Genomic DNA, 23,655 nt, shown 5'->3' with positions numbered 1-23,655 from the left:
ATAAATAAGATGATGGCTGGGGCGCCAGGATTCGAACCTGGGAATGCCGGTACCAAAAACCGGTGCCTTACCGCTTGGCGACGCCCCAACAGGGCAGCATGGGCGAAACGCCGCTGCCTGAACCGGGCCTGATTAGCAAAGCCTGCCCGACGCGGCAATGACCTGACGGCTTATTTTTTCACAAAATCCAAGCTTTTTGGATGCCGTGCCTGACATGGCATGTTAGGGCTTGGCGATTGCGCGGCTGAGGCTGCGGCTCTGCGTGGCATGGCATATTTCAGGAGGTCTTGATGGCGGACCCGGCATTCGATCTCGATTTCAGGCCGGCCTATGGCGAGGCGGTTCCCGTTGCCCCGCTCATCCAGCGCATCACCGTCAACAATCCTTCCGCTTTTACCTTCCATGGCACCAACTCCTATATCGTCGGCGACCGGTCCGTTGCCGTCATCGATCCCGGCCCGGAGGATGAGGCGCATTTTCAGGCGCTGATGGCGGCGCTTGATGGACGCGAGGTCACCCATATCTTCGTCAGCCACACACATCGCGATCACTCGCCGCTTGCGCAGCGGCTGCGGCAGGCGACCGGCGCTATCACGGTTGCGGAAGGCCCGCACCGCGCCGCCCGGCCACTGCATGTGGGTGAGACCAATCCCTTTGCCGAAAGTTCCGATACGGCTTTCGTGCCGGATGTGGCACTTGGCGACGGACAGAGCCTTTCCGGCGACGGCTGGGCGCTGACGGCGCTGCACACGCCGGGGCACACCGCCAACCACGCCGCTTTCGCACTGGAAGGCAGCGGCATCGTCTTTTCCGCCGATCACGTCATGGCCTGGGCCACCACCATCGTCGCACCGCCTGATGGGTCGATGAGCGATTACATGGCCTCGCTGGAGCGCCTGCTCGCCCGCGACGACCGGCTGTTCCTGCCCGGCCATGGCGGCCCGGTCAACGATCCCGCAGCCTTCATGCGCGGGCTTCGCGCCCACCGCCGCATGCGGGAACGAGCAGTTCTGAAGCGTATCCGGGAAGGCGACCGGCGGATCGCCGATATGGTGAAGGTGATCTATGCCAGCACCGACAAACGCCTGCATGGGGCTGCGGCACTTTCCGTACTGGCCCATATCGAAGACCTGATCGAAAAGGGCGAGGTGCAGACCGAGGGTGCGCCTTCGTTGCTGGGGGAATATTTTCCGGCGTGAGGCAGGCGTCTGGGCGCAACGCTCATATCGGCGTCATCATATCCGGTTCAAACATTTCAACCACCGCCGCATTTCCCCGTCGTTCCGGCATTGAGCGGGAATGACGAAGAAGGAAACTAAGCCTCAATTGTCGTTCAGGCCTTGCATTTCCGCATCCAGCGCATCGAGATAGGCTTCTGCGATTGCTGCTCCCATGCCAAGATCGTGCGGGCCGTAACGGGAGGCAACGCGCACATCGACGATCGTGGTTTCCGCCTCTTCTTTCAGGCGGATGAGGATGTCGAAACGCAGGCCCCATATGCGCGTGCGCTTTTCGCCCTGCATCAGCACCACGCCGCTGCCGTTAAAGAAGGTGGGCTGCGGTGCCTCGACCGGCCGTGCCATGGGAACCGGCACGATGGAGGGCAGGTCCTCTACCGGCGCTTCCTCGGTCGGCTGAGACTTGTCCTGTTCGGGAACGCCGACGGAGGGCGGCTCCACCGTGCCGATGACGCCTTTGTTATGGGTGATGCGGATGCTCTGGGCGGCGGCCATTTTTTTGGCGGCGGTGTAGATGCGGTCTATCGCACCTTCATAACGGCGTCCGGCAAGGCTCGCATAGGCCACCGCCTGCGCGTCCCGGTCCGCTTTTGCAACAGTGGCCGGTCTTGCCAGCCATTGCTGATTGGCAACGGGCGGCACCAGCCATTCCGGCGCATCGGCAAGATCGGTGGAGATGTCGTAAATCTTTGGCTGCTGCCAGTAAAGAAATGCGCCGTAACCGACGACGCCGAGCGGCAGCGCCGACAACAGCAGCGCGGCAAGCGCAGAAAGGCCGCCGCGCGCACCCGTGGTCCATAGCCGTTCAAGACCAACCAACGCCAGAAGCATCGCCACCAAAGCGATTCCAGCGGCTATCATCAGCAGGCCGACGAGATCGGGCGTCGTCAACGGTCCGAAACGGTGGATGCCGGCGGCGACAAGAAAAAGCGCCAGCGCCGCCATACCGAGATAGCGGGAAAGATAGGCTGCAACTGAAAAAGGCCGGACGAAACGCACAGTCATGGAAGCGGATATCCGTTAGATCGCATTGGCGTAAAAGCGTTGCACCCGAAATCTGGCAAGGGAATCACCTGCATATGATGTCATAGACCGGATTTGCGGTTAGGAAAACAAGGACGGGTCTGATCTGCGGGTAACGTGCGTAAACCCGCCTTTGTCGCGCCGGACTTGATCCGGCATCCAGCCACGGTGCGTCTGCATGGTGAAAGAAGCCTCCCACGATCAAGGACTTGATCGCAATGGACCCCGGATCTGGTCCGGGGTGACGGAGTGGGAATGCAACGGCGTCAGCAAACGCAAACGCTCTTCAAGCCTCCGACATCGTTTTGAGCGCGTGAAAGGCCACGTCCACGATAGAGCGGAATATTTTTCCGCATTATCTCCCTTTAAGAGAATAATGCATCGGCAGTGCAACAAATACGCAAGCTCATCCCTTATTTGCTGAGGAAATCGGCGTATTCTTCGTCCCTTCCTTCGAGAATGCGTGTAAAAAGTGCATTATCCTCGTTTTCTTGCATAAAAAAGAGACAAGCCATGTCACAGGCAACGACGCCAGCCCGCTCATCCGGGTCAAAACCCTTTTATCGCAACTTCGGCTTTCAGGTTCTGATCGCCATGGTCATCGGCCTGCTGCTCGGGCTCGTTGCGCGCAATATCGGTCCTGATACCGCCGGCAGCCCGAACTGGCTTTCCGTGACGTTGCAGACCATCGGCAGCATTTTCGTGCAGCTGTTGCGCGCGCTGGTGCCGCCGCTGATTTTCACGGCCATCGTCGCCTCCATCGCCAATCTCAAGAACCTCTCCAATGCGGCAAAGCTCGTCTGGCAGACGCTTCTGTGGTTCGCCATCACGGCGCTGATCGCCGTGGTCATTGGCATCGTCCTTGGCCTCGTCATTCAGCCGGGCGTGAACACCGCGATTGCCAATACCGCAGCGGCAGCACCCTCCTCCACCGGTTCCTGGCTCGACTTCCTGAAGGGTCTCGTCCCGGCCAACGTGTTCGGCCTCGAGGCCTCGACCAAGGTCAATAACGGTTCCGCCAGCACCTCGCTGAACTTCAACGTGTTGCAGCTGCTCGTGGTGTCGATTGCCTTTGGTGTCGCGGCGCTGAAAGCGGGCAAGGCGGCGGAGCCGTTCCTTGCCTTCAACCAGTCGCTGCTTGCCATCGTGCGCAAGATCCTGTGGTGGGTCATCCGCCTCACGCCCATTGGCACCATCGGCCTGCTCGGTCGCGCCGTTGACCAATATGGCTGGACGACGCTTTCGCAGCTTGGCTGGTATGCGGCGGCCGTTTATATCGGTCTGGCGCTGGTTCTCTTCGTGGTCTATCCGGCGCTGCTTCTCGCCCATGGCCTGAAGCCATCGCGCTTCTTTGCGGGCGCATGGCCGGCAATCCAGCTCGCCTTCGTGTCGCGCTCCTCCATCGGCACCCTGCCCGTCACCGAAACCGTGACGGAAAAGAGCCTCGGCGTGCCGCGCGAATATGCCGCCTTCGCCGTGCCGCTCGGCGCCACCACCAAGATGGACGGCTGCGCCGCCATCTATCCGGCGATTTCAGCGATCTTCATCGCCCAGTTCTTCCAGGTGCCGCTCGGCATTCAGGACTATGTGCTGATCGTGTTCGTCTCGGTGCTTGGCTCGGCCGCAACGGCGGGCCTGACGGGTGCCGTGGTGATGCTGACGCTGACGCTCTCCACGCTCGGTCTCCCGCTCGAAGGTGTTGGCCTGCTGCTCGCCATCGACCCGATCCTCGACATGGGCCGCACGGCCGTCAACGTCGCCGGTCAGGCGCTGGTGCCCACCATCGTCGCCAAACGTGAAGGCATTCTGGACGAGGCAGTCTACAACAACGCCAAGGACATCGAGGCACTCGATGACCGCGACGCGGTTCCTGCCTGAGTGAAGCATTCGGAAGTGGCTGCTACCTGTGCGCCACTTCTTCGCTGCCACGATCAATACCACCGATGATTTCGATCATCTTAGCGATGTCACCGCAGCCGCCAGCAATAAAAAGCTGAGCGGCTGCTCTCATGTCTAGCGTCATTTATCGGAAAACCGTTGTGCAATTCGTTTAGTGTTGTTGGAGACACTGGAGGCCAATTCAACCGGCAGGGCCGACCGAACGGGAATACACTCAGGTATGTTTCATATGTCCGATAGTTTCGGCAAACACGATCCGGCTCTTACCGTTCGCCGCGTTCTCAAAGTCAATCATGCCGGCGAGTTTGGTGCTATCCGCATCTATGGAGCACAGATATGGATGGCTCGTCGGCTGTTTCCGGACATCGTGTCTGCTCTTCATGAAATGCGGGAAGACGAAATCGATCATTGCCGCTTATTCCGGGAAGCGATGCCTTCAAGAAATGCCAAGCCCTGTCGCGTGATGGCGTTTTGGAGCCTCGGAGGTTATCTGCTCGGCTTTTTGACTGCGCTTGGCGGACGCAACATGGTCTGGATTTGCACCGAGGCCGTGGAAAGCACTGTTCACCGCCATCTGGAAGAGCAATTGGCCTTTTTGCAGACGAGAGATCCTGAGCTTCATCAGCTGATTGCCTCTATCCAGGAACAGGAACTGGCCCATCTGCGGGAGGCCGAGAAAAACCAGATGACGCGCGGCATAGGCCACAGGTTGCTTCTACCGATTATCGGCTTTCTCACCGACTTGATGATCTGGCTATCGACCTGGGGAGACTCAAGCTGGATGCGCGCCGAAATGGAGCGCTCCAAGCGAGCCTGATGGCTCGCCCCGATGCAACTTTCCGTCCCAACACGACTTTTCCCGATCATGAAACAGGCGTATCAATCGCGGCAATAAAAGTGCCGCCCAGCTGTCATGTTCTAGGGAGAAACAAAATGCGCGTTTCCATCGTCTTAGGTTCGCTCGCCGCTCTACTGGCGCTCACCGCCTGCCAGACGCTGACGCCGGAAGAGCGCCGGGCGCGGGATGAGGCGACATGCCGGGGTTATGGTTTCCGCCCCGGCACCGACCCCATGGCGGGTTGCCTTCTCGATCTGGAAATGGATCGTCGCGCCGACAACCGCGCCTGGCAGGCGCAGATGAACCGCGACATGTTCTATCGTCCGGTGGTGGTGGAGCGGCGGATCATCGTCCAACCAAACCCCTGACCGGAATGAAGGCGACATTGCTGGCGGTTTCACCCTGCCTTGCCCTTGCGGCAAGTGTCGCCTGCGCGGCGGCAAGACGCGCGATGGGCACGCGGAAGGGCGAGCAGGACACGTAGTCGAGATCCGCATCCTCGCAGAAATGGATCGAGGCCGGGTCGCCGCCATGTTCGCCGCAGATGCCGAGTTTCAGCTCCGGACGCGTCTGGCGGCCGCGCTCGGCGGCAATGCGGATCAGTTCTCCCACACCGTCGAAATCGAGCGAGATAAACGGGTCGCGTTCAATAATGCCCTTGCGCTGATAGGTATTGATGAAACGTGCCGCGTCGTCACGGGAAATCCCGAAGGTCGTCTGCGTCAGATCGTTGGTGCCGAAGGAGAAGAACTCCGCAGCTTCCGCAATCACATGCGCGCGCAGCGCCGCGCGCGGCAACTCGATCATGGTGCCGGTCAGATATTCGAGCGTCATGCCGGTCTCTTCCGCCACCTCGGCGGCCACCGTGTCGATGACGGCCTTAACGTAATCGAGTTCGGACCGGAGGCCGACCAGCGGCACCATGATCTCAGGCACGACAGGTGCACCGGTGATGCGCGCCGCCGCAACCGCAGCCTCAAAAATGGCGCGCGCCTGCATTTCGGCAATTTCGGGATAGGAAATGGCAAGCCGGCAGCCGCGATGGCCGAGCATGGGGTTGAATTCGTGCAGCGCATCCAGCCGCTGGCGGAATACGGTCTGCGGCATGCCCATGGCGGCGGCGACCTCTACGATCTCGCCATCGCTCTTCGGCAGGAATTCGTGCAGCGGCGGATCAAGCAGGCGGATCGTCACCGGCAGGCCGTGCATGATCTGGAAAAGCTCGGTGAAATCCGAACGCTGCATCGGCAAAAGCCGGTCAAGCGCTGCCCGCCTGCCCTTTTCGCTTTCGGCGAGAATCATCTCGCGCATCACATGAATGCGATCGCCTTCGAAGAACATATGCTCGGTGCGGCAAAGACCTATACCTTCTGCACCGAAAGCACGGGCGGCGCGGGCATCGGCCGGTGTATCAGCATTGGTGCGCACTGTCATACGGCGCAGATTATCGGCCCATTGCATCAGCTTGCCGAAGTCGCCTGACAGTTCAGGCTGCGTCATCGGCACTTCACCTTTCATCACCCGGCCGGAAGAGCCGTCGATGGTGATGACATCGCCGCGTTTCAGCATGCAGCCAACGCCGATCAGCACCTTGTTGCGCATATCGACGCGCATCGAACCCGCACCGGTAACACAGGGAATGCCCATGCCGCGCGCTACCACGGCGGCGTGGCTGGTCATACCGCCGCGCGTCGTCAGAATGCCTTCGGCGGCATGCATGCCGTGAATATCTTCCGGACTGGTTTCGATGCGGACCAGAATGACGCTTCGGCCTTCAGCTTCCGCAGCGACCGCTTCTTCCGAGGTAAAGACGATCTCGCCGGTTGCCGCACCCGGGGAGGCAGGCAGGCCGGAGCCGATGATGGGCCGGGAAATACCGGGATCGATGGTGGGGTGCAGCAATTGGTCGAGCGATGACGGCTCGATGCGGCAGACGGCTTCTTCCTGCGAAATCAGCCCATCCTCGACCATATCGACGGCGATCTTCATGGCGGCGCGTGTGGTGCGCTTGCCGGAACGGGTCTGGAGCATCCAGAGCTTGCCGCGCTCGATGGTAAATTCCAGATCCTGCATGTCGCGATAGTGGGTCTCCAGCCGCTTGCAGATCACCATGAACTCGGCGAAAGCCTCCGGCATCAGCTTTTCCATGGAGGGTTTGTCGGAACCCGACGCCAGCCTCGCAGCCTCGGTGATGGATTGCGGCGTGCGGATGCCCGCCACCACATCTTCACCCTGGGCATTGACGAGGAACTCGCCGTAAAGCTCCGCCTCTCCGGTGGAGGGATTGCGGGTGAAGGCAACGCCGGTTGCCGATGACGAGCCGAGATTGCCAAAGACCATGGCCTGGACGTTGACCGCCGTGCCCCAATCGCCGGGAATATTGTGCAGGTGTCGATAGGTCACGGCGCGATGGTTCGTCCAGCTGGCAAAGACTGCACCGATCGCGCCCCAGAGCTGAACATGGCAATCCTGCGGGAAAGCCTCTCCCAACTCGTCCTCGATCAGTTGCTTGTAAAGCGCAACGACATGCTGCCACTCGACCGCCGACATATCGGTATCGTATTCATGGCCGAGCCGGCCTTTCTCGTCTTCGAGAATTTCCTCGAACAGCTCATGGTCGAGACCCATGACGACATCGGCATACATCTGGATGAAGCGGCGATAGCTGTCCCAGGCGAAACGGGCGTCGCCCGCATCGTGGCCCAGCGCCTGCACCGTGCGGTCGTTGAGGCCGAGATTGAGCACCGTGTCCATCATGCCCGGCATGGAGGCACGCGCGCCTGATCGGACCGACAACAGCAGCGGCGTCTGGCTGCCGCCGAATGTCTTGCCGGTCACGGCTTCCATGCCGTGAAGGCCGGCCATGACCTGCAGCTTCAGCTCTTCGGGGAGATCGCGGCCGTTCTTGTGATAAAGGGCGCAGGCATCGGTTATGATGGTGAGGCCGGGGGGAACGGGAAGGCCGAGACTTGCCATTTCGGCAAGGTTTGCACCCTTGCCGCCCAATATAGCAACGTCACCTGCCCGGCCTTCGGCAGCACCGTTGCCGAAGGTATAAACCCACTTTTTCATTCCACGCTCTCCACCCAGAAGCGTTGTCATTTTTCTATCATCTACAGCATTGGCAGCATGTTGGAAACGCCACAACGTCCAGTTTACATCGCAGTGCAGCATAATTGCGGCGAATTGCGCGCCAGAATTTCCGCAAAAGCAAAATAACAGCGTTACTGACGCATTCGTGTAGTGCGCAGAAACGGAGTGTTCCCTAAGCCATCCACATCGCCCAAAAAGAGATTATTCATGCAATTTACTCGCCGCCACACGTTGAAATTTGCCGGAATTTCTTGCGCCGCCACCGCCCTTGCCGGTGCTCTTAGAGCAGAAGGCGCCCCACCCGCAGCAAGTGCAGGCACCGCCCTTCCCTTTGCGCTGACCACGCCGATGCATGTCAGTCAGGCGGCGCTTCGGGTGCGCGATCTCGATCCGATGATCGATTATTACCGTTCCGTGCTCGGGTTGAATGAGGTTGCGCGCAACGCACGGGGCGTGACGCTCGGCGCCGGCACCGTTCCCCTGCTTGATCTCGTTCACAAGCCAACGGCGGATTATGAAAGCCCCACCTCAGCCGGCCTGTTCCACATCGCCTATCTGATGCCCAGCCGCGAGGATCTGGCGCGGTGGCTGGTACATGCGGCGTTAAGGCAGGTGCCGCTCACGGGCTTTGCCGACCATAATGTCAGTGAAGCGGTCTATCTCAACGATCCCGAAGGCAACGGCATCGAGGTTTACAGCGACCGGCCGAAGGACACATGGGTCTGGAGCGGCAGCGTGGTTAAGATGGGGACCGAACCGCTCGACGTCGATGATCTCGTAACGCTGACCGACACCAAAAAGAGCGATTACGAGGCCGCACCTTCCGGCATGCGCATCGGGCATATTCACCTGCGGGTCGGCGAGATTGCCACCGCACGCGCCTTTTACGAGGAAGCCGTTGGTCTCAAACCGACGCAGGATGCCCGTTCGGATGCCTCCTTCCTGTCATCGGGCGGATATCACCACCATCTGGCCGTCAACATATGGAACAGCCGAGGCGCGAAAGAGCGCAACGCCACCGAAACCGGCCTCGACTGGTTCTCTCTTGCCATCAAAAATCCCACGGACCTTGAAGCGCAGAAAACGCGGATGCGGGCGGCCGGTTATGTGCTGGTGGAGATGGAAAACAAGGTTGTGGAAGCGATTGATCCGTGGGGCACGCGGCTGCGGTTGGTGCCGGTGTAAGAGGGCGGCAAGTCGGCTGGTTTCCTGTGACTGTTACAGGAACGAGGGACGCGAGGCACAACACCAAAAAAAAGCCTTGCGAGGCCACGGCAGCGACCTCGCAAGGCTTTCCATCCGGTACAGGAAACCGGATGGGGGGTTTGGAAAGAGCCCAAATTCCTTTCAAAAAGACATAGCAAAATGCCGCGCATTGTCGCCCACCCGAATGGGTGATGCGGCCAGATAAATTCGCGATGGACAAGGCTTAAGGGGCAAGCCCGGAACGGGAAACTCAGACGGCTTCGCGCAGTTGCTCGGCAGTCTGCAAATCCACGGAAACCAGTTGCGACACGCCCTGTTCGGCCATGGTGACGCCGAAGAGGCGGTTCATGCGCGCCATGGTGATGGGATTGTGGGTGATGATGACGAAACGCGTTTCGGTGGAGGCAACCATTTCGTCCATCAGGTTGCAGTAACGCTCGACATTATGGTCGTCGAGCGGCGCGTCCACCTCGTCCAGCACGCAGATCGGTGCGGGATTGGTGAGGAAGACCGCAAAGATCAGCGCCATGGCCGTCAGCGCCTGTTCACCGCCGGAAAGCAGCGTCATGGTCTGTGGCTTCTTGCCAGGAGGACGGGCGAGAATTTCCAGGCCGGCTTCCAGCGGATCGTCGGATTCGATCAGCTGCAATTCCGCCGTGCCGCCACCAAACAGATGGGTGAAAAGCCGCTGGAACTGCGAATTGACCACATCGAAGGCCGCAATCAACCGTTCACGGCCTTCGCGGTTGAGGTTCTGGATACCGGCGCGCAGCTTGCGCACCGCGTCGATGATATCATCGCGTTCCTTGATGAGGGCCGCGAGCTTGGCGGAAAGCTCCGCCTGCTCTTCCTCGGCACGCAAGTTGACGGCGCCCAGCCTCTCACGCTCGATCTTCAGCCGGTCGAGATCGCGCTCGACATCGCGAATATCTGGCTTCGGCTGGTCGGGACCAAGGCCGGTCAGGCGCAACGCCATATGCGGCTCGGTATTCAGCGTTTCGCGGATGCGATGTTCGGTTTCCTGCCGCTTCTCGCGGGCGGAAACAAGCCGTTCTTCGGCGCGGCCGCGCTTTTCACGGGCTTCTGCCAGTTCGGAAAGGGCGGTGGTGGCAACGCGGTCGGCGGCGCGTTGCAGGTTTTCCGCCTCCGCCAGCCGGTCCGCGGCCAAGCGGCGGGCGTCTTCGGTTTTCTGAAGCTCGGTCAGGAGGTTGCGGCGTTTCTCGTCGAACTCTTCCGGCGCAATGTCCAGTTCGGCGATTTCCTCGCGCGCCTCTTCCTCACGCTCGCGCAGGGTGGCGATGTGATCGGCGGCACTGGCGGCCCGCGATGCCCAGGTGGAGCGCTCCTGCGCGATTGCCTGAAGCCGGCGCTGGCGGCTTTCCGCCTCGCGGCTCACGCCCTCGTGGCGGGCGCGCGCTTCCGCCAGCAGGCCACGGTCTGTGGCGACTTCCAGCTGGCTTTCACGCAGGCGCAGATCAAGGGCGGAAAGATCCGGCGCGTCTTCCATTTCGATGCGGGCGTTTTCTTCCTGAACGACGATCTCGTCGATCTGCGCGCCGATCTGGTTCAGCGCTTCCGAGACGATATCCCGGCGGCGCAGAAGATCGCCCGAGGCGCGTTCGGCTGATGTCAGCGCCTCTCGTGCCTCGGCAAGATGACGCGTCACCAGCCGGCTTCTGTCGCGCACTTCCGAAAGCCGCAACTCGGCGCTTTTGATGTCGTCGGTCCTGATGGAGAGCTGTTCTTCGGCCTCCTCCAGACTGAAACGGGCCTCTTCCAGTTCCGTCTCGATTTCGGCAAGCCGGTTCTTTTGTGCCAGACGAAGGGCGGCGGCTCCCGGCGCATCAGCGCTGGCGATGTGGCCATCCCAGCGAAACAGCGCGCCCTCGCGCGTCACCAGCCGCTGACCGGCCTTCAGCGACGGCATCAGGCGCAAGGCTTCCGCAGTGTCGGCTGCAACGCCGATCTGGGCGAGACCGCGCCTTAACGCGTCCGGCGCCTGCGCATAGTTCAGAAGCGGCTTGACGCCCTGCGGCAAAGCAGGATCGCCCGCACCATCGCCATTGCCGGCCCAATAGGCGGGAGCAGCGGGATCAAGGGCACTTTCGAGGTCGTCGCCAAGGGCTGCACCAAGCGCTGCCTCAAAACCACGTTCCACCGTCATTTCTTCCGCCACCGGCGTGAAGCTGCCATTGGCGGCAGCACTGGCCGCCAGGATTTTGGTGATGGTGCGCGCTTCCGTATCCAGAGCGTTCAGCCGGTTTCTCGCCGTTTCCAGTGGGCCGCGCGCCAGCGCTTCGGCGGACCGCGCCTCGGCAACGGCGGCTTCGGCTTCCTCCGCCACGATCAGAGCGTCTTCCACCGCGATCTCGGCTGCCTCGACCGCCTCGCGGCGCTCCGAAGGATCGGGAAGGCCGGAGAGTTTTTCATCGACGGCATCGATCTCGGAGGATGCCTCCTGCGACTGGCGTTCCAGCCGGAGTTTACGATCGGAAAGCTCGCGGATCGCCCGTTCCAGCTGCTGGCGCCCGGCGGCGGCCTCGGCGCGCTCGGCGGTGATGGCAGTGAAAACGGTTTCGCTTTCAGTCAGTTTAGCGGCGGCTGCCTCAAAGGCTTCGCGCATCTCTTCGGCATGACGACCGGAATCGGCGAGAATTTCGAGAAGGTCTGCCTCTTCCTCATCGAGCCGCGCAAGGATCTGGGCGTTATCAGAGACAAGCCGTTCTTCGCGAACGATGTCTTCGCCAAGCTGCGACAGACGGCGCGCCAGCTCATCACGGCGGCGCAGCAGGCGGTTCGCCTCGTCATCCAGCTGGGTGCGGGCAATCTGCAGACGTTGCAGGGCGGCAGCGACACGCGCTTCATCCTCGCGCAGTTCCGGCAGCTTCAGGCTGGCAATGCCCTGCTGTTTGGCCGCCTCCATCTGCGCCTGCGCCTTTTCGGCAACGATGTTCGTGGCCTGATTAAGCGCGCTTTCCGCTTCGCCTTCGGCTTCCTTGGCTTCTACCCAGCGGATATGCAGCAGGGTCGCCTCGCGGGCGCGGATATCCGCCGACAGCATCTTGAAACGGTTGGCCTGCCGCGCCTGGCGTTTCAGGCTTTCGATCTGGCTTTCAAGCTGGGCGGTCACATCCTCCAGCCGCTCCAGATTTGTTTCGGCAGCGCGCAGGCGAAGCTCCGCTTCATGGCGGCGGGAATGCAGGCCGGAAATGCCAGCCGCCTCTTCCAGAAGCTGGCGGCGGGCCTGCGGCTTGGCATTGATGAGTTCACCGATACGCCCCTGCCCCACCATCGAGGGCGAACGCGCGCCGGTGGAGGCATCGGCAAACAGAAGCTGCACATCCTTGGCGCGCGCTTCCTTGCCGTTGATGCGATAGACCGAGCCGTTTTCGCGCTCGATGCGGCGCGTCACCTGAATTTCATCGGCATCGTTGAAGGCGGCGGGCGCGGTGCGATCGGAATTGTCGAGATAAAGGCCGACCTCGGCGGTGTTGCGGGCCGGGCGATTGCCGGAACCGGAGAAGATGACGTCATCCATGCCGGATGCGCGCATGTTCTTGTAGGAGTTTTCGCCCATCACCCAGCGAAGCGCTTCGACCAGATTGGACTTGCCGCAACCATTGGGACCGACGACACCGGTCAGACCCGGCTCGATGATGAATTCCGAGGGTTCAACGAAGGATTTGAAACCGACGACGCGGAGCTTGTTGAACTTCATGCCGCTCCGCTCCGCCTGAAATAACGGCAATAAAAAACGGGCGAATGGAAATATCCGCCGCCCGTTCCTTTAAGGGTTCGGCGATCAGAGCAGCTTGTCGATGACAGCCGACATGGTTTCAACCGACATGTCTCCCGCGTATTTCTTGCCGTTGATGATGAAAGTCGGCGTGGAGTTGACGCCGAATTCCGTCGCACCGCGTTGCATCGTTGCGTTCACATCATCCAGAAGCTTCTGGTTCGTCAAGCAGGCCTCGAAAGACTCCTGTGAGAAACCGGCCATTTTCGACAATTGCAGCAGGGCCGCACGGGCATCCTGGGCTGTTGCCCAGCTCTGCTGCTGCTTGAACAGCATGGAAACGAACGGGAAATACTGTCCTTCCGGTGCGCAGCGCGCCAGCATGAAGGCAGCGGCGGCACGCGGATCGAACGGGAATTCGCGGATGACGAAATAGGCCTTGCCGGTATCGATGTATTTCTTCTTGATCTCGTCAAAGGTCTTGTTGTGGAAATTGGCGCAATGCGGGCAGGTCATCGACATATATTCGACGATCTTGACGGGAGCGTTCGCATCGCCGAGCGCCGCTTCCGGCAGCGGACCAGGCTTCAACACCGCAGCCATATCCACGTCACCGGTGGATTCAGGCAATTCCTGCGCCTGGGCAACGCCCGGCGTGAAGGCAAACGGCAGGGCCGTGGCAAGGGCAGCAAGTGCAACACCGCCGAGAAGGCTGCGACGGGAAATGGTCAGTTCGGAAAAATGCATGAAAGCACCTGTTGGTAATAGACTCTATTGTCTGTTGATTCCGATATAGCGACGGCCTGTTCATCACAAGCGGGGTTTTGAACTCTTCTTGTCAAAGAATTGTGACCAGTCAAGGACCGTGCGCGACATCAAATCGTCCCGCCCCGCGGCTTCTTCTTCTGCATCACCGCCGTGCCGAGCCTTTCCACTGCCTTGCGCAGCGCTTCGCTCTCGATGCCGTCCATCATGTCGTCGAGACGTTTTGCCGCATCACCGCGCAGCGGCGGCGGCTTTCGCCGGCGGGGAACGGGCTGCGATACCGGCTTCTGCACGATCCTGATCTGGCGTACCGCCGGAAAGCCAAAAAAACCGTTGATGCGGGCGATGAGCTCGCCCTGTGCATGGGTGAGGAACAGAGCGCGTGCGCCTTCGCAGGCAATCGTCAGCACGCCCGGCTGGTAACCGCCGCGATCCGGCCCCTCGTCGCGCCGCGGCCAGGTAATCTTTTCCGGCCGCGTGCAATCGGCGAAGTCATCGCCGGCGATCTCGTCCCACGAGCCGAGCAGCGCCGTGTTGATGCCCGCCCGTTTCGACAGGAGGGGATCCATGATGCCATTGGCTATTTCGGCAATCTGGATGACGCCTTTGCGTGGATATCGCATTTTTCACTCGGGTTTCAGGACCGGACAGTCCGGAGCTTCTTGATAGGTCGGTATGAATGGCCCAACTATAGGCCGAATCGAAGAGAAACGGCAAACCATGCTTCAAAAAACCGCCCCGTCATCGCACGCGCAGATGCTGCTCGCATGGTACGACCGCCACCATCGCGAGTTGCCTTGGCGCACCTCGCCGGCCATGGCGGCACAAGGAAAACGTGCCGATCCCTATCATGTCTGGCTTTCCGAAGTGATGTTGCAGCAGACGACGGTGCAGGCGGTGAAACCCTATTTCCTGAAGTTCCTCGCGACGTGGCCTCATGTCAGCGATCTGGCGGCGGCACCGGTTGAGGATGTGATGGCTGCATGGGCGGGACTTGGTTATTACGCCCGCGCCCGCAACCTGAAAAAATGTGCGGAAGCTGTGGCGAAAGAGCATGGCGGCGTCTTTCCCGATACCGAAGAGGGCCTGAAGAAGCTGCCCGGCATCGGCGACTATACATCTGCTGCCGTGGCGGCCATTGCGTTCAACCGGCAGGCGGCGGTGATGGACGGTAATGTGGAGCGCGTCATCTCCCGCCTTTTCGCGATAGATGCACCCCTGCCCGGTTCGAAACCCGCCATGAAGGCGAAGGTGGCGGAGCTTACGCCTTCCGACCGGCCGGGCGATTTTGCGCAGGCGATGATGGATCTCGGTGCGACGATCTGCACGCCGAAGCGCCCTGCCTGCGCGCTCTGTCCGTTCAATGGCGGCTGTCTGGCGCTTGCCCATGACGAGCCGGAGCGGTTTCCGGTCAAGGCCGCGAAAAAGGCAAAACCGGTGCGGCTGGGAGCCGCCTTCGTGGCGGTGAATGCAAGCGGCAAAATTCTGCTGCGACGGCGCATAGAAAGCGGCCTTCTCGGTGGCATGACGGAGGTGCCGACAACAGCATGGACCGCCCGCGTGGATGGCGGCACCGACACGAGCCACGCGCCTTTTGCCGCGTCTTGGCAAGCGGCGGGCGTCATTGTGCATGTCTTCACCCATTTCGAGCTGCGGCTCACCGTCTATCGGGCACAGGTACCGGATGGGCTTGAAACCGGCGCGGATGACGGATGGTGGGAGCCGGTTACAAATCTTGACGCGCAAGCCTTGCCGACGGTGATGAAAAAAGTCATCGCACAGGCTATTCCATCCGCATTCGATGAAAGCAGGAAGTTTCGATGACCAAGATTGAGCATATCGTATTCGACATCGGCAAGGTGCTGATCCACTACGATCCGCATATTCCCTATAGCCGCCTCATTCCCGATGCCGACGAGCGCAAATGGTTCTTCGAGAATGTCTGCACCCATGACTGGAACCTCGAACAGGATCGCGGACGCGGCTGGGAAGACGCCGAGGCGCTGCTGATGGAGCAGTTTCCCGAGCGGGAAGAGCATATCCGCGCCTTCCGCAAGTTCTGGCATGAGATGGTCTCGCATTCCTATGACGACAGCGTCGCGATCATGACCGGCCTGATCGATAACGGTCACGACGTGACGATGCTGACCAACTTCGCCTCCGATACCTTCCGCGAAGCGCAGAAGATGTTCCCCTTCCTCACCCTGCCGCGCGGCGTGACGGTTTCTGGCGACGTGAAGCTGCTGAAACCGGATGTGGCGATCTACGAACTGCACGCGAAGGAATTTGGCCTCGACCCTGCCGCAAGCATCTTCATTGACGATACGCTTGTGAATGTCGAAGGCGCCAAGGCCGCCGGCTGGCAGGCGGTGCATTTTACCGGAGCGGAAAAGCTGAAGCAGGATCTGCAATCCTACGGCGTGGATGTCTGACACACCATCAGATCCAAAAAGAAAATTGGCGCAGGCGGAAATGGCGGTCTCCTGCCTGCGCCAGTCCTGCCGCAAGCGGCATGGGACAGCAATGTTTTCGTGAACTTTCCGAACCGGATTTTCACAACCATTGCTTTGCGTAGGACACTATGACCGTTCTCTTGCGCGAAACTTGTCTGGCTAAATTTAGATATTCAAAAATACCAACGCCCGACACCGAAGTGCCGGGCGTTGGTCGTTCTCCATCCGGGACTGAAGGTACTAAACCGGACGGAGACGTATGCTGACAATGGCGGGCGGTGGATCGTTGCCTTCAGCCTTTTGGGCTTTAGACTGTCAGGCCTTTGCCAGTTCACTGCGGATGATTGTTCTCAGATCATCGATAGGCTTCAGCTGGTCGCCATCCTCGAAGTGCCAGAACGTCCATCCGTTGCATGCGTCGAGACCCTGCACCTTTGCACCAAGACGGTGAATGGAGCCGGCAGTCCCGCCGGATGCAATCGTACCATCGGCACGAATAATGGCGCTATAACGGCGCTTTGCATCGGTCAGCACCTGGCCGGGACGGACGAGACCGCTTTCCACCAGGGTGTTGAAGGCAACACGCGGTTCGGCCCTCTTGCCGGTCATAACGGTCAGCTCCGCCTTGCCGAGCGGCTCGACGGCGGCGATGCGGGCAGACGCCGCGTCGATGTAATCCTGTTCGCGTTCGATACCAACGAAGTGGCGGCCGAGACGTTTTGCAACCGCACCCGTGGTGCCGGAGCCGAAGAACGGGTCGAGCACGATGTCGCCAGGCTTGGTGGAGGCCATGATGATGCGTGCCAGCAATGCTTCCGGCTTCTGGGTCGGATGCACCTTCTTGCCGTCGTCACCTTTCAGCCGCTCATGGCCGCTGCAAATCGGGAACAGCCAGTCGGAGCGCATCTGAACGTCGTCGTTGGAGGCCTTCAGCGCTTCGTAGTTGAAGGTATAGCCCTTGGCTTTCGGATCGCGGCTCGCCCAGATCATGGTCTCATGGGCGTTCTGGAAACGGCGGCCCTTGAAGTTGGGCATGGGATTGGTCTTGCGCCAGACGATATCGTTCAGGATCCAGAAATCGAGGTTCTGGAGCATGGAGCCGACACGGAAGATGTTGTGGTAGGAGCCGATGACCCAGATGGTACCATTCGGCTTCAGCACGCGGCGGCAGGCCAGCAGCCAGGCGCGGGTGAAGGCATCATAGGCCTCGAAGGAGGAGAACTGGTCCCACTCGTCATCGACTGCATCAACCAGCGACTGATCTGGCCGGTGAAGCGTACCGCCAAGCTGGAGGTTGTAGGGCGGATCGGCGAAAATCGCATCCACCGACTGGCTCGGGAGGGCATCCAAGGCAGCGACACAATCACCTTTGATTATGCTGTCTTTCCAGGCGTCACTCTCGCCCGCACGATCAAAACCGGCACGCCGAAAATCGGCCAGCGGAAAAACTGCTGCCATTGGTACTCGCTCCATACGCTTACTCTCTACTGATGCTTATGGTTACCGAAGATGGTTATCAAAGCCTGAACAAGTCACGGAAAATGCGAAATAAATGGCTGTTGCGGCCGACACGCGCAATTTGCTGGCGCGGGCGGGGAACCCGAAGTGGCGCAAAAACGTTGTGCACAACGGGTTGTCCTGTTCCGCATGTCGGTGCTGGCAATACCGGCAACTCAGGGGGTAATCCGCAATGACGTCCGTAACGCGAGTGGCTTCTTTTTCAGTGCATGCCTTTTCCGCGGCTCTTCTTCTGGCGGCGCTGCCGTCAAGCTTGGGGGCGCAGGAGCCGGCACCGCTATACAACGTCGTCACCGACGCTGTGCTGTTCGATGGCGGCCCCTCGCTCGGCAACAGCGACAGGGTGCGGTGGGATTTCTACAAGGCCGACCGGGCCGGCGTGCGCAGCGACGTCAATGCCGGCGGCTCCTACGACGCCACCTTCGAAGCGAAGCTGCCGGCGGGCAAATATGTCGGCGTGGCAGCGCTGGGCAACATCCGTCGCGAAATACCCTTCGAGGTGAAGGAGGGAAGCCTAACGAGGCCAAAGGCGAATTTCGACGCGGCGGAACTGACGGTGGTGCCAAAACGCAGCCCCGGCGGCGATGTGGAAAGCCAGGCGAAAACCGAAATCACCAAGGACGATTTCAAAGACAGCGTCTACGGGCAGAACACGACCTTCGTGCCGGCGGGCGAACTCCTCCTCACCGGCAGCATCGGCCCTGCGCGTGCGCAGGAAACGCTTGCCATCAAGGCGGGCGAGACGATCAGCCACGATCTAGTCATCCCGAGCGGCGTGGTCGTTGCCAAGGCGGCCTATACGGACGGTGGCAAGGCTGTGGAAACGGACGATATCCGTTTCGAAGCGCTTTCAGCCAAGGAGACGCTTGATGGCACGCGCCAGACCATCAACGGCGTTTACGGCACCGGCAAAACCATGGAAATGCCTGCAGGCGATTTCGTGATGCGGGCGCGTCTGGGCAAGGTCACGGTGGAACAGCCCTTCACCGTAACTGCAGGAAAACGCACCGAGATCAACCTCAACCTCGATGCTGGTGTTCTGGCAATCACGGCACCGGGTGCGGAGCGGATCGACATCGTCGAAACGACCAAGGACCTTCAGGGTACGCAAAAGGAAATTTCCGGCCGTTACGGCAACCGGCATCAGGAGACCCTGCATCCCGGCGATTATTCGGTGAAGGTGAGCTACGACAAGAAATCCGGGCGCGAGCCGAAGGAGATCAAGGCGACGGTCAAGGCCGCCGAGAGAACCGAGACGAATGTGCCGGAGTAGCAGTAAGCCGCTGCCCGGCCGGGTGCGGCGGCGGCTCGCCAATCTTCACGCCGGTAAATCCTGATGCCGCGATGCGATCGCACAGCCTAATCCACTGGCAGCCGCGACAGGCCTGCCGGATATCTCCGGCGGCGAAGGCCAGACGCATTTTCTCCAGTAGCTCCGGCGTTGCCCGCAGCCGCTTTCCGGCGGTGATTGTCTCGTTCAAAAGCGTTGAAACCGAAAGCCGGGCCGCCTCGTCCCTCTGCACCACGCCCTCGTTGAAACAGTGGGCATGGCTTTCGCACAACAGGCCAACGCAGATATCGTCCGGCCCATCGACCAGCTCGATATCCTCTTCGCCGGCGTTCAGCCGAGCGGCGACACGGTCGTAGTTTTCGACAAAGCCGGAGGTATATCCCTTCCCCACATAGGTCAGCATACAGAGAAGGTGATGGGGGCGAAGGCGGACCGTCACAGGGCGCGTTTCCGATGAAGGAAACAGATCGGCGGACAGAGGAAAAATCCGCTCCGTGATTTCGCCGTATCAGCAGCCATCCATGCTCCCTTCACGCACCGCGGATCGTCATCGCGGGCGGATATCGATAACCGACTTTTCCGGCGGAGTCCAAACGAGCCCAGCCAATCGTTCCCGGCCTATCCGACGATGGCGAAGGCGTCGTGCACCGAGCCTGAAGGGGTGCGGATTGCCTTGCGGCCGATCCATTGCACGTGCCCGTCGAGAATTCGCACCGCCTCCTCGGCACGGCCGCCGCGCAATGCGTCGAGGATCGCGCGGTGATCGGTATCGGTGCGGCGCTCCCATCCTGCCCGCCAGGCGGAAAACAGGAACCGGGCGCTCGCGGCATGCAGGCCGTCGATCGCCTCCATCAGGCGCGGCATGTTGCAAGGCGCCGTGATGAGGCGGTGGAAGCGGCGATTGGCCTCTTCCCAATGCTGCACATCGACCGCGCTATCGCCTTCGAGCGTGGCGGCCTCCGCCTGGTCGAGAATGGCTGAAGTCATATTTGGAATGGCGTGGCGCAGTGCCAGAACCTCAAGCGCGGCGCGCATTTCCGCGACTTCGCGCACATCGGCGAGGCCGAAATCCGCGACCCGCACGCCGCGGCGCGGAATGCTGGCGGCCAAGCCCTGCGCCTCCAGCCTGCGGAACGCTTCGCGCACCGGCACATGCGATGCGCCGAATTCGGCGGCGATGTGATCCTGCCTCAGACGTTCACCCGGCGACAGCTCACCGCGCACGATGCGGTCAGCCAGTGTGCGGCTGATGCGTGCGGCAATGGTATCTTCGGGTCTGGTTTTCGCTGTCTTGGGCATAACATCCCATAACGCATCCGGCGCTGATCTGTGTAGCGGTTTTTGCACGCAGGAAACGCGCAAAGCCAAATCCCAGCTATGAGCCGGGCGCGACCGACCCTTGCGGGCCAGCCGGTTGAGCTTGACGCGGACTTGGTCTAAAAGCCCGGGCATCACTTTTTTCCAAGGCAAATCCGATACAGGGAGCGCCCATGAGCGGCTTCGACCTCATTATTTTCGACTGTGACGGCGTTCTGGTCGATTCCGAAATCATCGCCGCACAGGTGGAGTCCCGACTTCTGACCGAGGCCGGGTATCCGATCTCCGTCGAGGAAATGGGCGAGCGTTTCGCCGGCATGACCTGGAAGAACATCCTCCTGCAGGTGGAAAGCGAAGCCAGCATCCCGTTTTCCGCATCGCTGCTCGACAAGTCGGAAAAGCTGCTGGACGCGCGGCTGGAACGCGACGTGAAGATCATCGAGGGCGTCAAGTTCGCTCTGTCGCGCCTGACGACACCTCGTTGCATCTGCTCGAATTCCTCCAGCCACCGCCTCGACATGATGCTGACGAAGGTGGGCCTGAAGCCCTATTTCGCACCGCATATCTACTCCGCCAAGGATCTCGGAGCCGACCGCGTCAAGCCGAAGCCGGATATCTTCCTGCATGGCGCAGCCCAGTTCGGCGTTTCACCGGATCGCGCCGTGGTAATCGAGGATTCCGTGCACGGCGTGCATGGTGCAAAGGCAGCCGGCATGCGCGTCATCGGCTTCACCGGCGCATCCCACACCTATTCGAGCCATGCCGACCGGTTGACGGATGCGGGCGCGGAAACGGTGATTTCACGCATGCAGGACCTGCCCGCCGTTATTGCAGCGATGGCGGAATGGGAAGGCGCTTTTTAATCTCTGGCTTTGTCACAAACGCCACTTCGTCATGCTCGGGCCTGTCCCGAGCATCTGCAACGACTTGATTCCACGATACGTGTTCGGATCCTCGGGACAGGCCCGAGGATGACGTTGCGTATGAACCATGGTTTGTTTGCGATCTGCCCGAAAGCCCGCAGAAGCAGCCTCCGGTTTTTACATTTCGCCCGTCAAATCACCGGCGCTTGGTCTTGGCCTTTGCGCCCTGCTCGGCAAAACCGATATAGACACTGACCGACCTCGGTGCGCCGCCCGGTCCGTTGGGAATGGCGACATGATCGTTGTTGAAGATGAACTGCGTGCCGGCACCGCCTGCAGCAACGTCGATGGCAAAATTGGTCGTTTCGCCGTAAATCTCGCCGTCGCCGTCCTTAACGGTGACGCGGATCGGTACGGTCACGCGGCCGGGCTTCGACATCGGGCCGGGAACGAGACGGCCCTGGGCCAGCACGTTTACCGTCAGCGTGGTTTCGTTCGCGGTGCAAGAGCGCGTCGTGTCTGACAGCGAAACCTGATAGGCGAGTTTCTGCGGATCGTCCTTTGCGCCACCGGCATAGACGCGGTGGACGGCATTGGCATCGAGAACCGTGACCGTCGGGCAGTTGGCCTGCACCACCGGAGCAACGGCATTTGCCTGCGCCGCCGGAGGGTTGACGGCAAGCGAATCTGACGGATTGGAGGAATTGCATCCTGCAACAACGGCCAGAAGCGACATCGCGGCGGACAAACGCAAGAAATTCCCTGACACTCTTCTAATTCCCTCTCCATTGTCCCGGAACCGAACCGGAGACGCTGTTTATTGACCTTTCACGCAGGTTGGCGATGGTCTATAGCAGCGACGCCGGAAAAAATCGATTGGCATGTTTGGTTTTGCTTGAATTTTCAAAAAAGCCCTTCATTACCTCGCCAATCGCCTCATTCCGGCGGGATGCTGCTGATAAAGAGCCGGTAACGGCAACGGACAGACCGGTAAACGACAAGGGACTATCTCGTGAAATATGTATCGACCAGGGGTGCGGCCCCTTCGCTTGGTTTCTGCGACGCGCTTCTGGCGGGCCTTGGCCGTGATGGCGGGCTTTACGTGCCGCGCGAATGGCCCTCCATGTCGAAAAAGGAAATCCGCAACCTGCGCGGCAAGTCCTATCAGGACATCGCGTTTGAGGTTCTCTACCGTTTCACCGGCGGTGAAATTCCGGCCGACAAGTTCAGGGCGATGATCGACGACGCCTATGCGACGTTCCGCCATCCGGCCGTAGCACCCCTGACGCAGACCGGGCCGAACACCTTCGTGCTGGAGCTTTTCCACGGCACCACGCTTGCCTTCAAGGACGTGGCGATGCAGCTTCTCGCCCGCCTGATGGATTATACGCTGGCTGAGCGCGGCGAGCGCGCCACCATCGTCGGCGCCACCTCCGGCGACACGGGCGGCGCAGCCATCGACGCCTTTGCCGGGCGCGAGCGCACCGACATCTTCATCCTTTTCCCCAATGGCAAGGTCTCTCCGGTGCAGCAGCGCCAGATGACGACCTCCACCGCCTCCAACGTGCATGCGCTGGCGATCAACGGCAATTTCGACGATTGCCAGAACCTCGTCAAAGAAATGTTCAACGACGCGAAATTCCGCGACGGCGTCAAGCTTTCGGGCGTCAACTCCATCAACTGGGCGCGCATCATGGCGCAGGTGGTCTATTATTTCACGGCGTCCCTGTCGCTCGGCGGTCCCGACCGGAAGATTTCCTTCACCGTCCCAACGGGCAATTTCGGTGATATCTTCGCCGGTTACGTCGCCAAGAAGATGGGCCTGCCGATCGACAAGCTTGTCATCGCCACCAACGACAACGACATTCTGGCGCGCACGCTGAAGACCGGCCGTTACGAGATGCGCGGCGTCACGCCCACCACCTCGCCCTCGATGGACATCCAGATATCCTCGAATTTCGAGCGGCTGCTGTTTGAGGCCTATGGCCGCGATTCCGCTGCGGTAAAGGCATCGATGGATGGCCTCAAGCAATCCGGCGCGTTTGAAATCCCGCCGCATGCGCTGAAATTCATCAAGAAGGATTTCCGCGCCGGCCGCGCCACCGAAAAGCAGGTGGCGGCGACGATCCGCGATACGCTTGAGAAAACCGGTTACCTGATCGACCCGCATACGGCGACCGGCGTTTTTGTGGCGGAAAAACACGAAAAGGCATCAAGCCCGATGGTGGTCCTGTCCACTGCCCATCCGGCTAAATTCCCGGCCGCCGTAAAATCCGCTTGCGCAATCGACCCGGCGCTTCCAGTATGGCTAGCTGACATTATGAACCGGGAGGAGCGTTTCGACATTCTGGACGCAGAGCTGAAGACGGTGGAAACCTTCATCGGCAGCCACGCACGCGCCGGCAAATAGAGACG

At 60.6% G+C, this 23,655-nt stretch carries 19 protein-coding genes and 1 tRNA gene; 10 read left to right on the top strand and 10 right to left on the bottom strand.

What is annotated here, in order from left to right:
* Positions 1-13: 13 nt before the first annotated feature.
* Positions 14-88 (bottom strand) — tRNA-Gln (locus tag ACZ5A6_RS02540).
* A 202-nt stretch (positions 89-290) separates the two neighbouring features.
* On the opposite strand from ACZ5A6_RS02540, the gene ACZ5A6_RS02535 reads away from it, so the two are divergent.
* Entirely contained in the window at positions 291-1,199 is a 909-nt protein-coding gene (locus ACZ5A6_RS02535) for an MBL fold metallo-hydrolase (protein ID WP_174061566.1), read from the top strand.
* Positions 1,200-1,322: 123 nt separating this feature from the next.
* Here ACZ5A6_RS02535 and ACZ5A6_RS02530 read toward each other — a convergent pair whose 3' ends face one another.
* Complete coding sequence (locus ACZ5A6_RS02530) at positions 1,323-2,243, bottom strand: DUF1499 domain-containing protein (protein WP_464111039.1); 921 nt, start codon at positions 2,241-2,243, stop codon at positions 1,323-1,325.
* Between the two features lie 531 nt (positions 2,244-2,774).
* Between ACZ5A6_RS02530 and ACZ5A6_RS02525 the strand changes: the two genes are divergently transcribed.
* The 3 genes from ACZ5A6_RS02525 to ACZ5A6_RS02515 all read left to right on the top strand — a co-directional run bounded on the left by ACZ5A6_RS02525 (position 2,775) and on the right by ACZ5A6_RS02515 (position 5,366).
* Positions 2,775-4,139 (top strand): dicarboxylate/amino acid:cation symporter, encoded by a 1,365-nt coding sequence (locus tag ACZ5A6_RS02525; protein WP_174061567.1) that lies wholly within the window; start codon positions 2,775-2,777, stop codon positions 4,137-4,139.
* 241 nt (positions 4,140-4,380) lie between these two features.
* A complete protein-coding gene (locus ACZ5A6_RS02520; protein ID WP_003511846.1) occupies positions 4,381-4,977 on the top strand; it encodes a demethoxyubiquinone hydroxylase family protein in 597 nt (198 codons plus the stop codon).
* Between the two features lie 116 nt (positions 4,978-5,093).
* A complete protein-coding gene (locus ACZ5A6_RS02515) occupies positions 5,094-5,366 on the top strand; it encodes a hypothetical protein (protein WP_003511845.1) in 273 nt (90 codons plus the stop codon).
* Here the strand turns inward: ACZ5A6_RS02515 and ppdK are convergent.
* Positions 5,344-8,070 (bottom strand): pyruvate, phosphate dikinase, encoded by a 2,727-nt coding sequence (gene ppdK, locus ACZ5A6_RS02510; RefSeq protein ID WP_003511838.1) that lies wholly within the window; start codon positions 8,068-8,070, stop codon positions 5,344-5,346. The two genes, ACZ5A6_RS02515 and ppdK, sit on opposite strands and share 23 nt — an antisense overlap.
* Positions 8,071-8,298: 228 nt before the next feature.
* On the opposite strand from ppdK, the gene ACZ5A6_RS02505 reads away from it, so the two are divergent.
* Positions 8,299-9,276, top strand: a complete 978-nt coding sequence (locus ACZ5A6_RS02505) for a VOC family protein (protein ID WP_038490112.1) — start codon at positions 8,299-8,301, stop codon at positions 9,274-9,276.
* A 271-nt stretch (positions 9,277-9,547) separates the two neighbouring features.
* On the opposite strand, the gene ACZ5A6_RS02500 is transcribed toward ACZ5A6_RS02505, so the two are convergent.
* The 3 genes from ACZ5A6_RS02500 to ACZ5A6_RS02490 form a co-directional block, all read right to left on the bottom strand.
* Positions 9,548-13,015, bottom strand: a complete 3,468-nt coding sequence (locus tag ACZ5A6_RS02500) for a chromosome segregation SMC family protein (protein ID WP_003511835.1) — start codon at positions 13,013-13,015, stop codon at positions 9,548-9,550.
* A gap of 84 nt (positions 13,016-13,099) precedes the next feature.
* Entirely contained in the window at positions 13,100-13,780 is a 681-nt protein-coding gene (locus tag ACZ5A6_RS02495) for a DsbA family protein (protein WP_003511833.1), read from the bottom strand.
* Positions 13,781-13,908: 128 nt separating this feature from the next.
* Positions 13,909-14,421 carry a DUF721 domain-containing protein gene (locus ACZ5A6_RS02490; RefSeq protein WP_003511832.1) on the bottom strand — a complete coding sequence of 171 codons (513 nt, stop codon included), beginning with the start codon at positions 14,419-14,421 and terminating at the stop codon, positions 13,909-13,911.
* Positions 14,422-14,518: 97 nt separating this feature from the next.
* On the opposite strand from ACZ5A6_RS02490, the gene mutY reads away from it, so the two are divergent.
* Both mutY and ACZ5A6_RS02480 read left to right on the top strand, forming a co-directional pair.
* Positions 14,519-15,622, top strand: coding sequence for an A/G-specific adenine glycosylase (mutY, locus tag ACZ5A6_RS02485; protein ID WP_065658247.1), 1,104 nt, complete (start codon positions 14,519-14,521; stop codon positions 15,620-15,622).
* Positions 15,619-16,230 (top strand): HAD family hydrolase, encoded by a 612-nt coding sequence (locus tag ACZ5A6_RS02480; RefSeq protein WP_003511829.1) that lies wholly within the window; start codon positions 15,619-15,621, stop codon positions 16,228-16,230. Before mutY ends, ACZ5A6_RS02480 begins: the two co-directional genes overlap by 4 nt.
* Positions 16,231-16,566: 336 nt before the next feature.
* On the opposite strand, the gene ACZ5A6_RS02475 is transcribed toward ACZ5A6_RS02480, so the two are convergent.
* Positions 16,567-17,709: a site-specific DNA-methyltransferase gene (locus ACZ5A6_RS02475; RefSeq protein WP_003511827.1), complete on the bottom strand. Its 1,143-nt coding sequence runs from the start codon at positions 17,707-17,709 to the stop codon at positions 16,567-16,569.
* Positions 17,710-17,941: 232 nt separating this feature from the next.
* Here ACZ5A6_RS02475 and ACZ5A6_RS02470 point away from each other — a divergent pair, with 232 nt between their 5' ends.
* Positions 17,942-19,042: a hypothetical protein gene (locus ACZ5A6_RS02470; RefSeq protein ID WP_065661290.1), complete on the top strand. Its 1,101-nt coding sequence runs from the start codon at positions 17,942-17,944 to the stop codon at positions 19,040-19,042.
* Here the strand turns inward: ACZ5A6_RS02470 and ACZ5A6_RS02465 are convergent.
* Positions 19,002-19,463 carry a DUF1284 domain-containing protein gene (locus ACZ5A6_RS02465; RefSeq protein WP_041694521.1) on the bottom strand — a complete coding sequence of 154 codons (462 nt, stop codon included), beginning with the start codon at positions 19,461-19,463 and terminating at the stop codon, positions 19,002-19,004. The genes ACZ5A6_RS02470 and ACZ5A6_RS02465 overlap by 41 nt on opposite strands.
* A gap of 215 nt (positions 19,464-19,678) precedes the next feature.
* Positions 19,679-20,359, bottom strand: coding sequence for a GntR family transcriptional regulator (locus ACZ5A6_RS02460; RefSeq protein ID WP_013635630.1), 681 nt, complete (start codon positions 20,357-20,359; stop codon positions 19,679-19,681).
* Positions 20,360-20,550: 191 nt separating this feature from the next.
* On the opposite strand from ACZ5A6_RS02460, the gene ACZ5A6_RS02455 reads away from it, so the two are divergent.
* The gene (locus tag ACZ5A6_RS02455; RefSeq protein ID WP_013635629.1) at positions 20,551-21,240 is read left to right on the top strand and encodes an HAD family hydrolase; all 690 of its coding nucleotides are present in this window, start codon (positions 20,551-20,553) and stop codon (positions 21,238-21,240) included.
* A 196-nt stretch (positions 21,241-21,436) separates the two neighbouring features.
* Here the strand turns inward: ACZ5A6_RS02455 and ACZ5A6_RS02450 are convergent, their stop codons facing one another.
* Entirely contained in the window at positions 21,437-21,976 is a 540-nt protein-coding gene (locus ACZ5A6_RS02450; protein ID WP_003511819.1) for a hypothetical protein, read from the bottom strand.
* A gap of 276 nt (positions 21,977-22,252) precedes the next feature.
* Between ACZ5A6_RS02450 and thrC the strand changes: the two genes are divergently transcribed.
* A complete protein-coding gene (gene thrC / locus ACZ5A6_RS02445; RefSeq protein WP_003511817.1) occupies positions 22,253-23,650 on the top strand; it encodes a threonine synthase in 1,398 nt (465 codons plus the stop codon).
* Positions 23,651-23,655: the final 5 nt, after the last annotated feature.

The organism is Agrobacterium sp. 6Ca8 (genome assembly GCF_055382765.1).
This window is presented reverse-complemented; position numbering and strand designations above follow the sequence as displayed.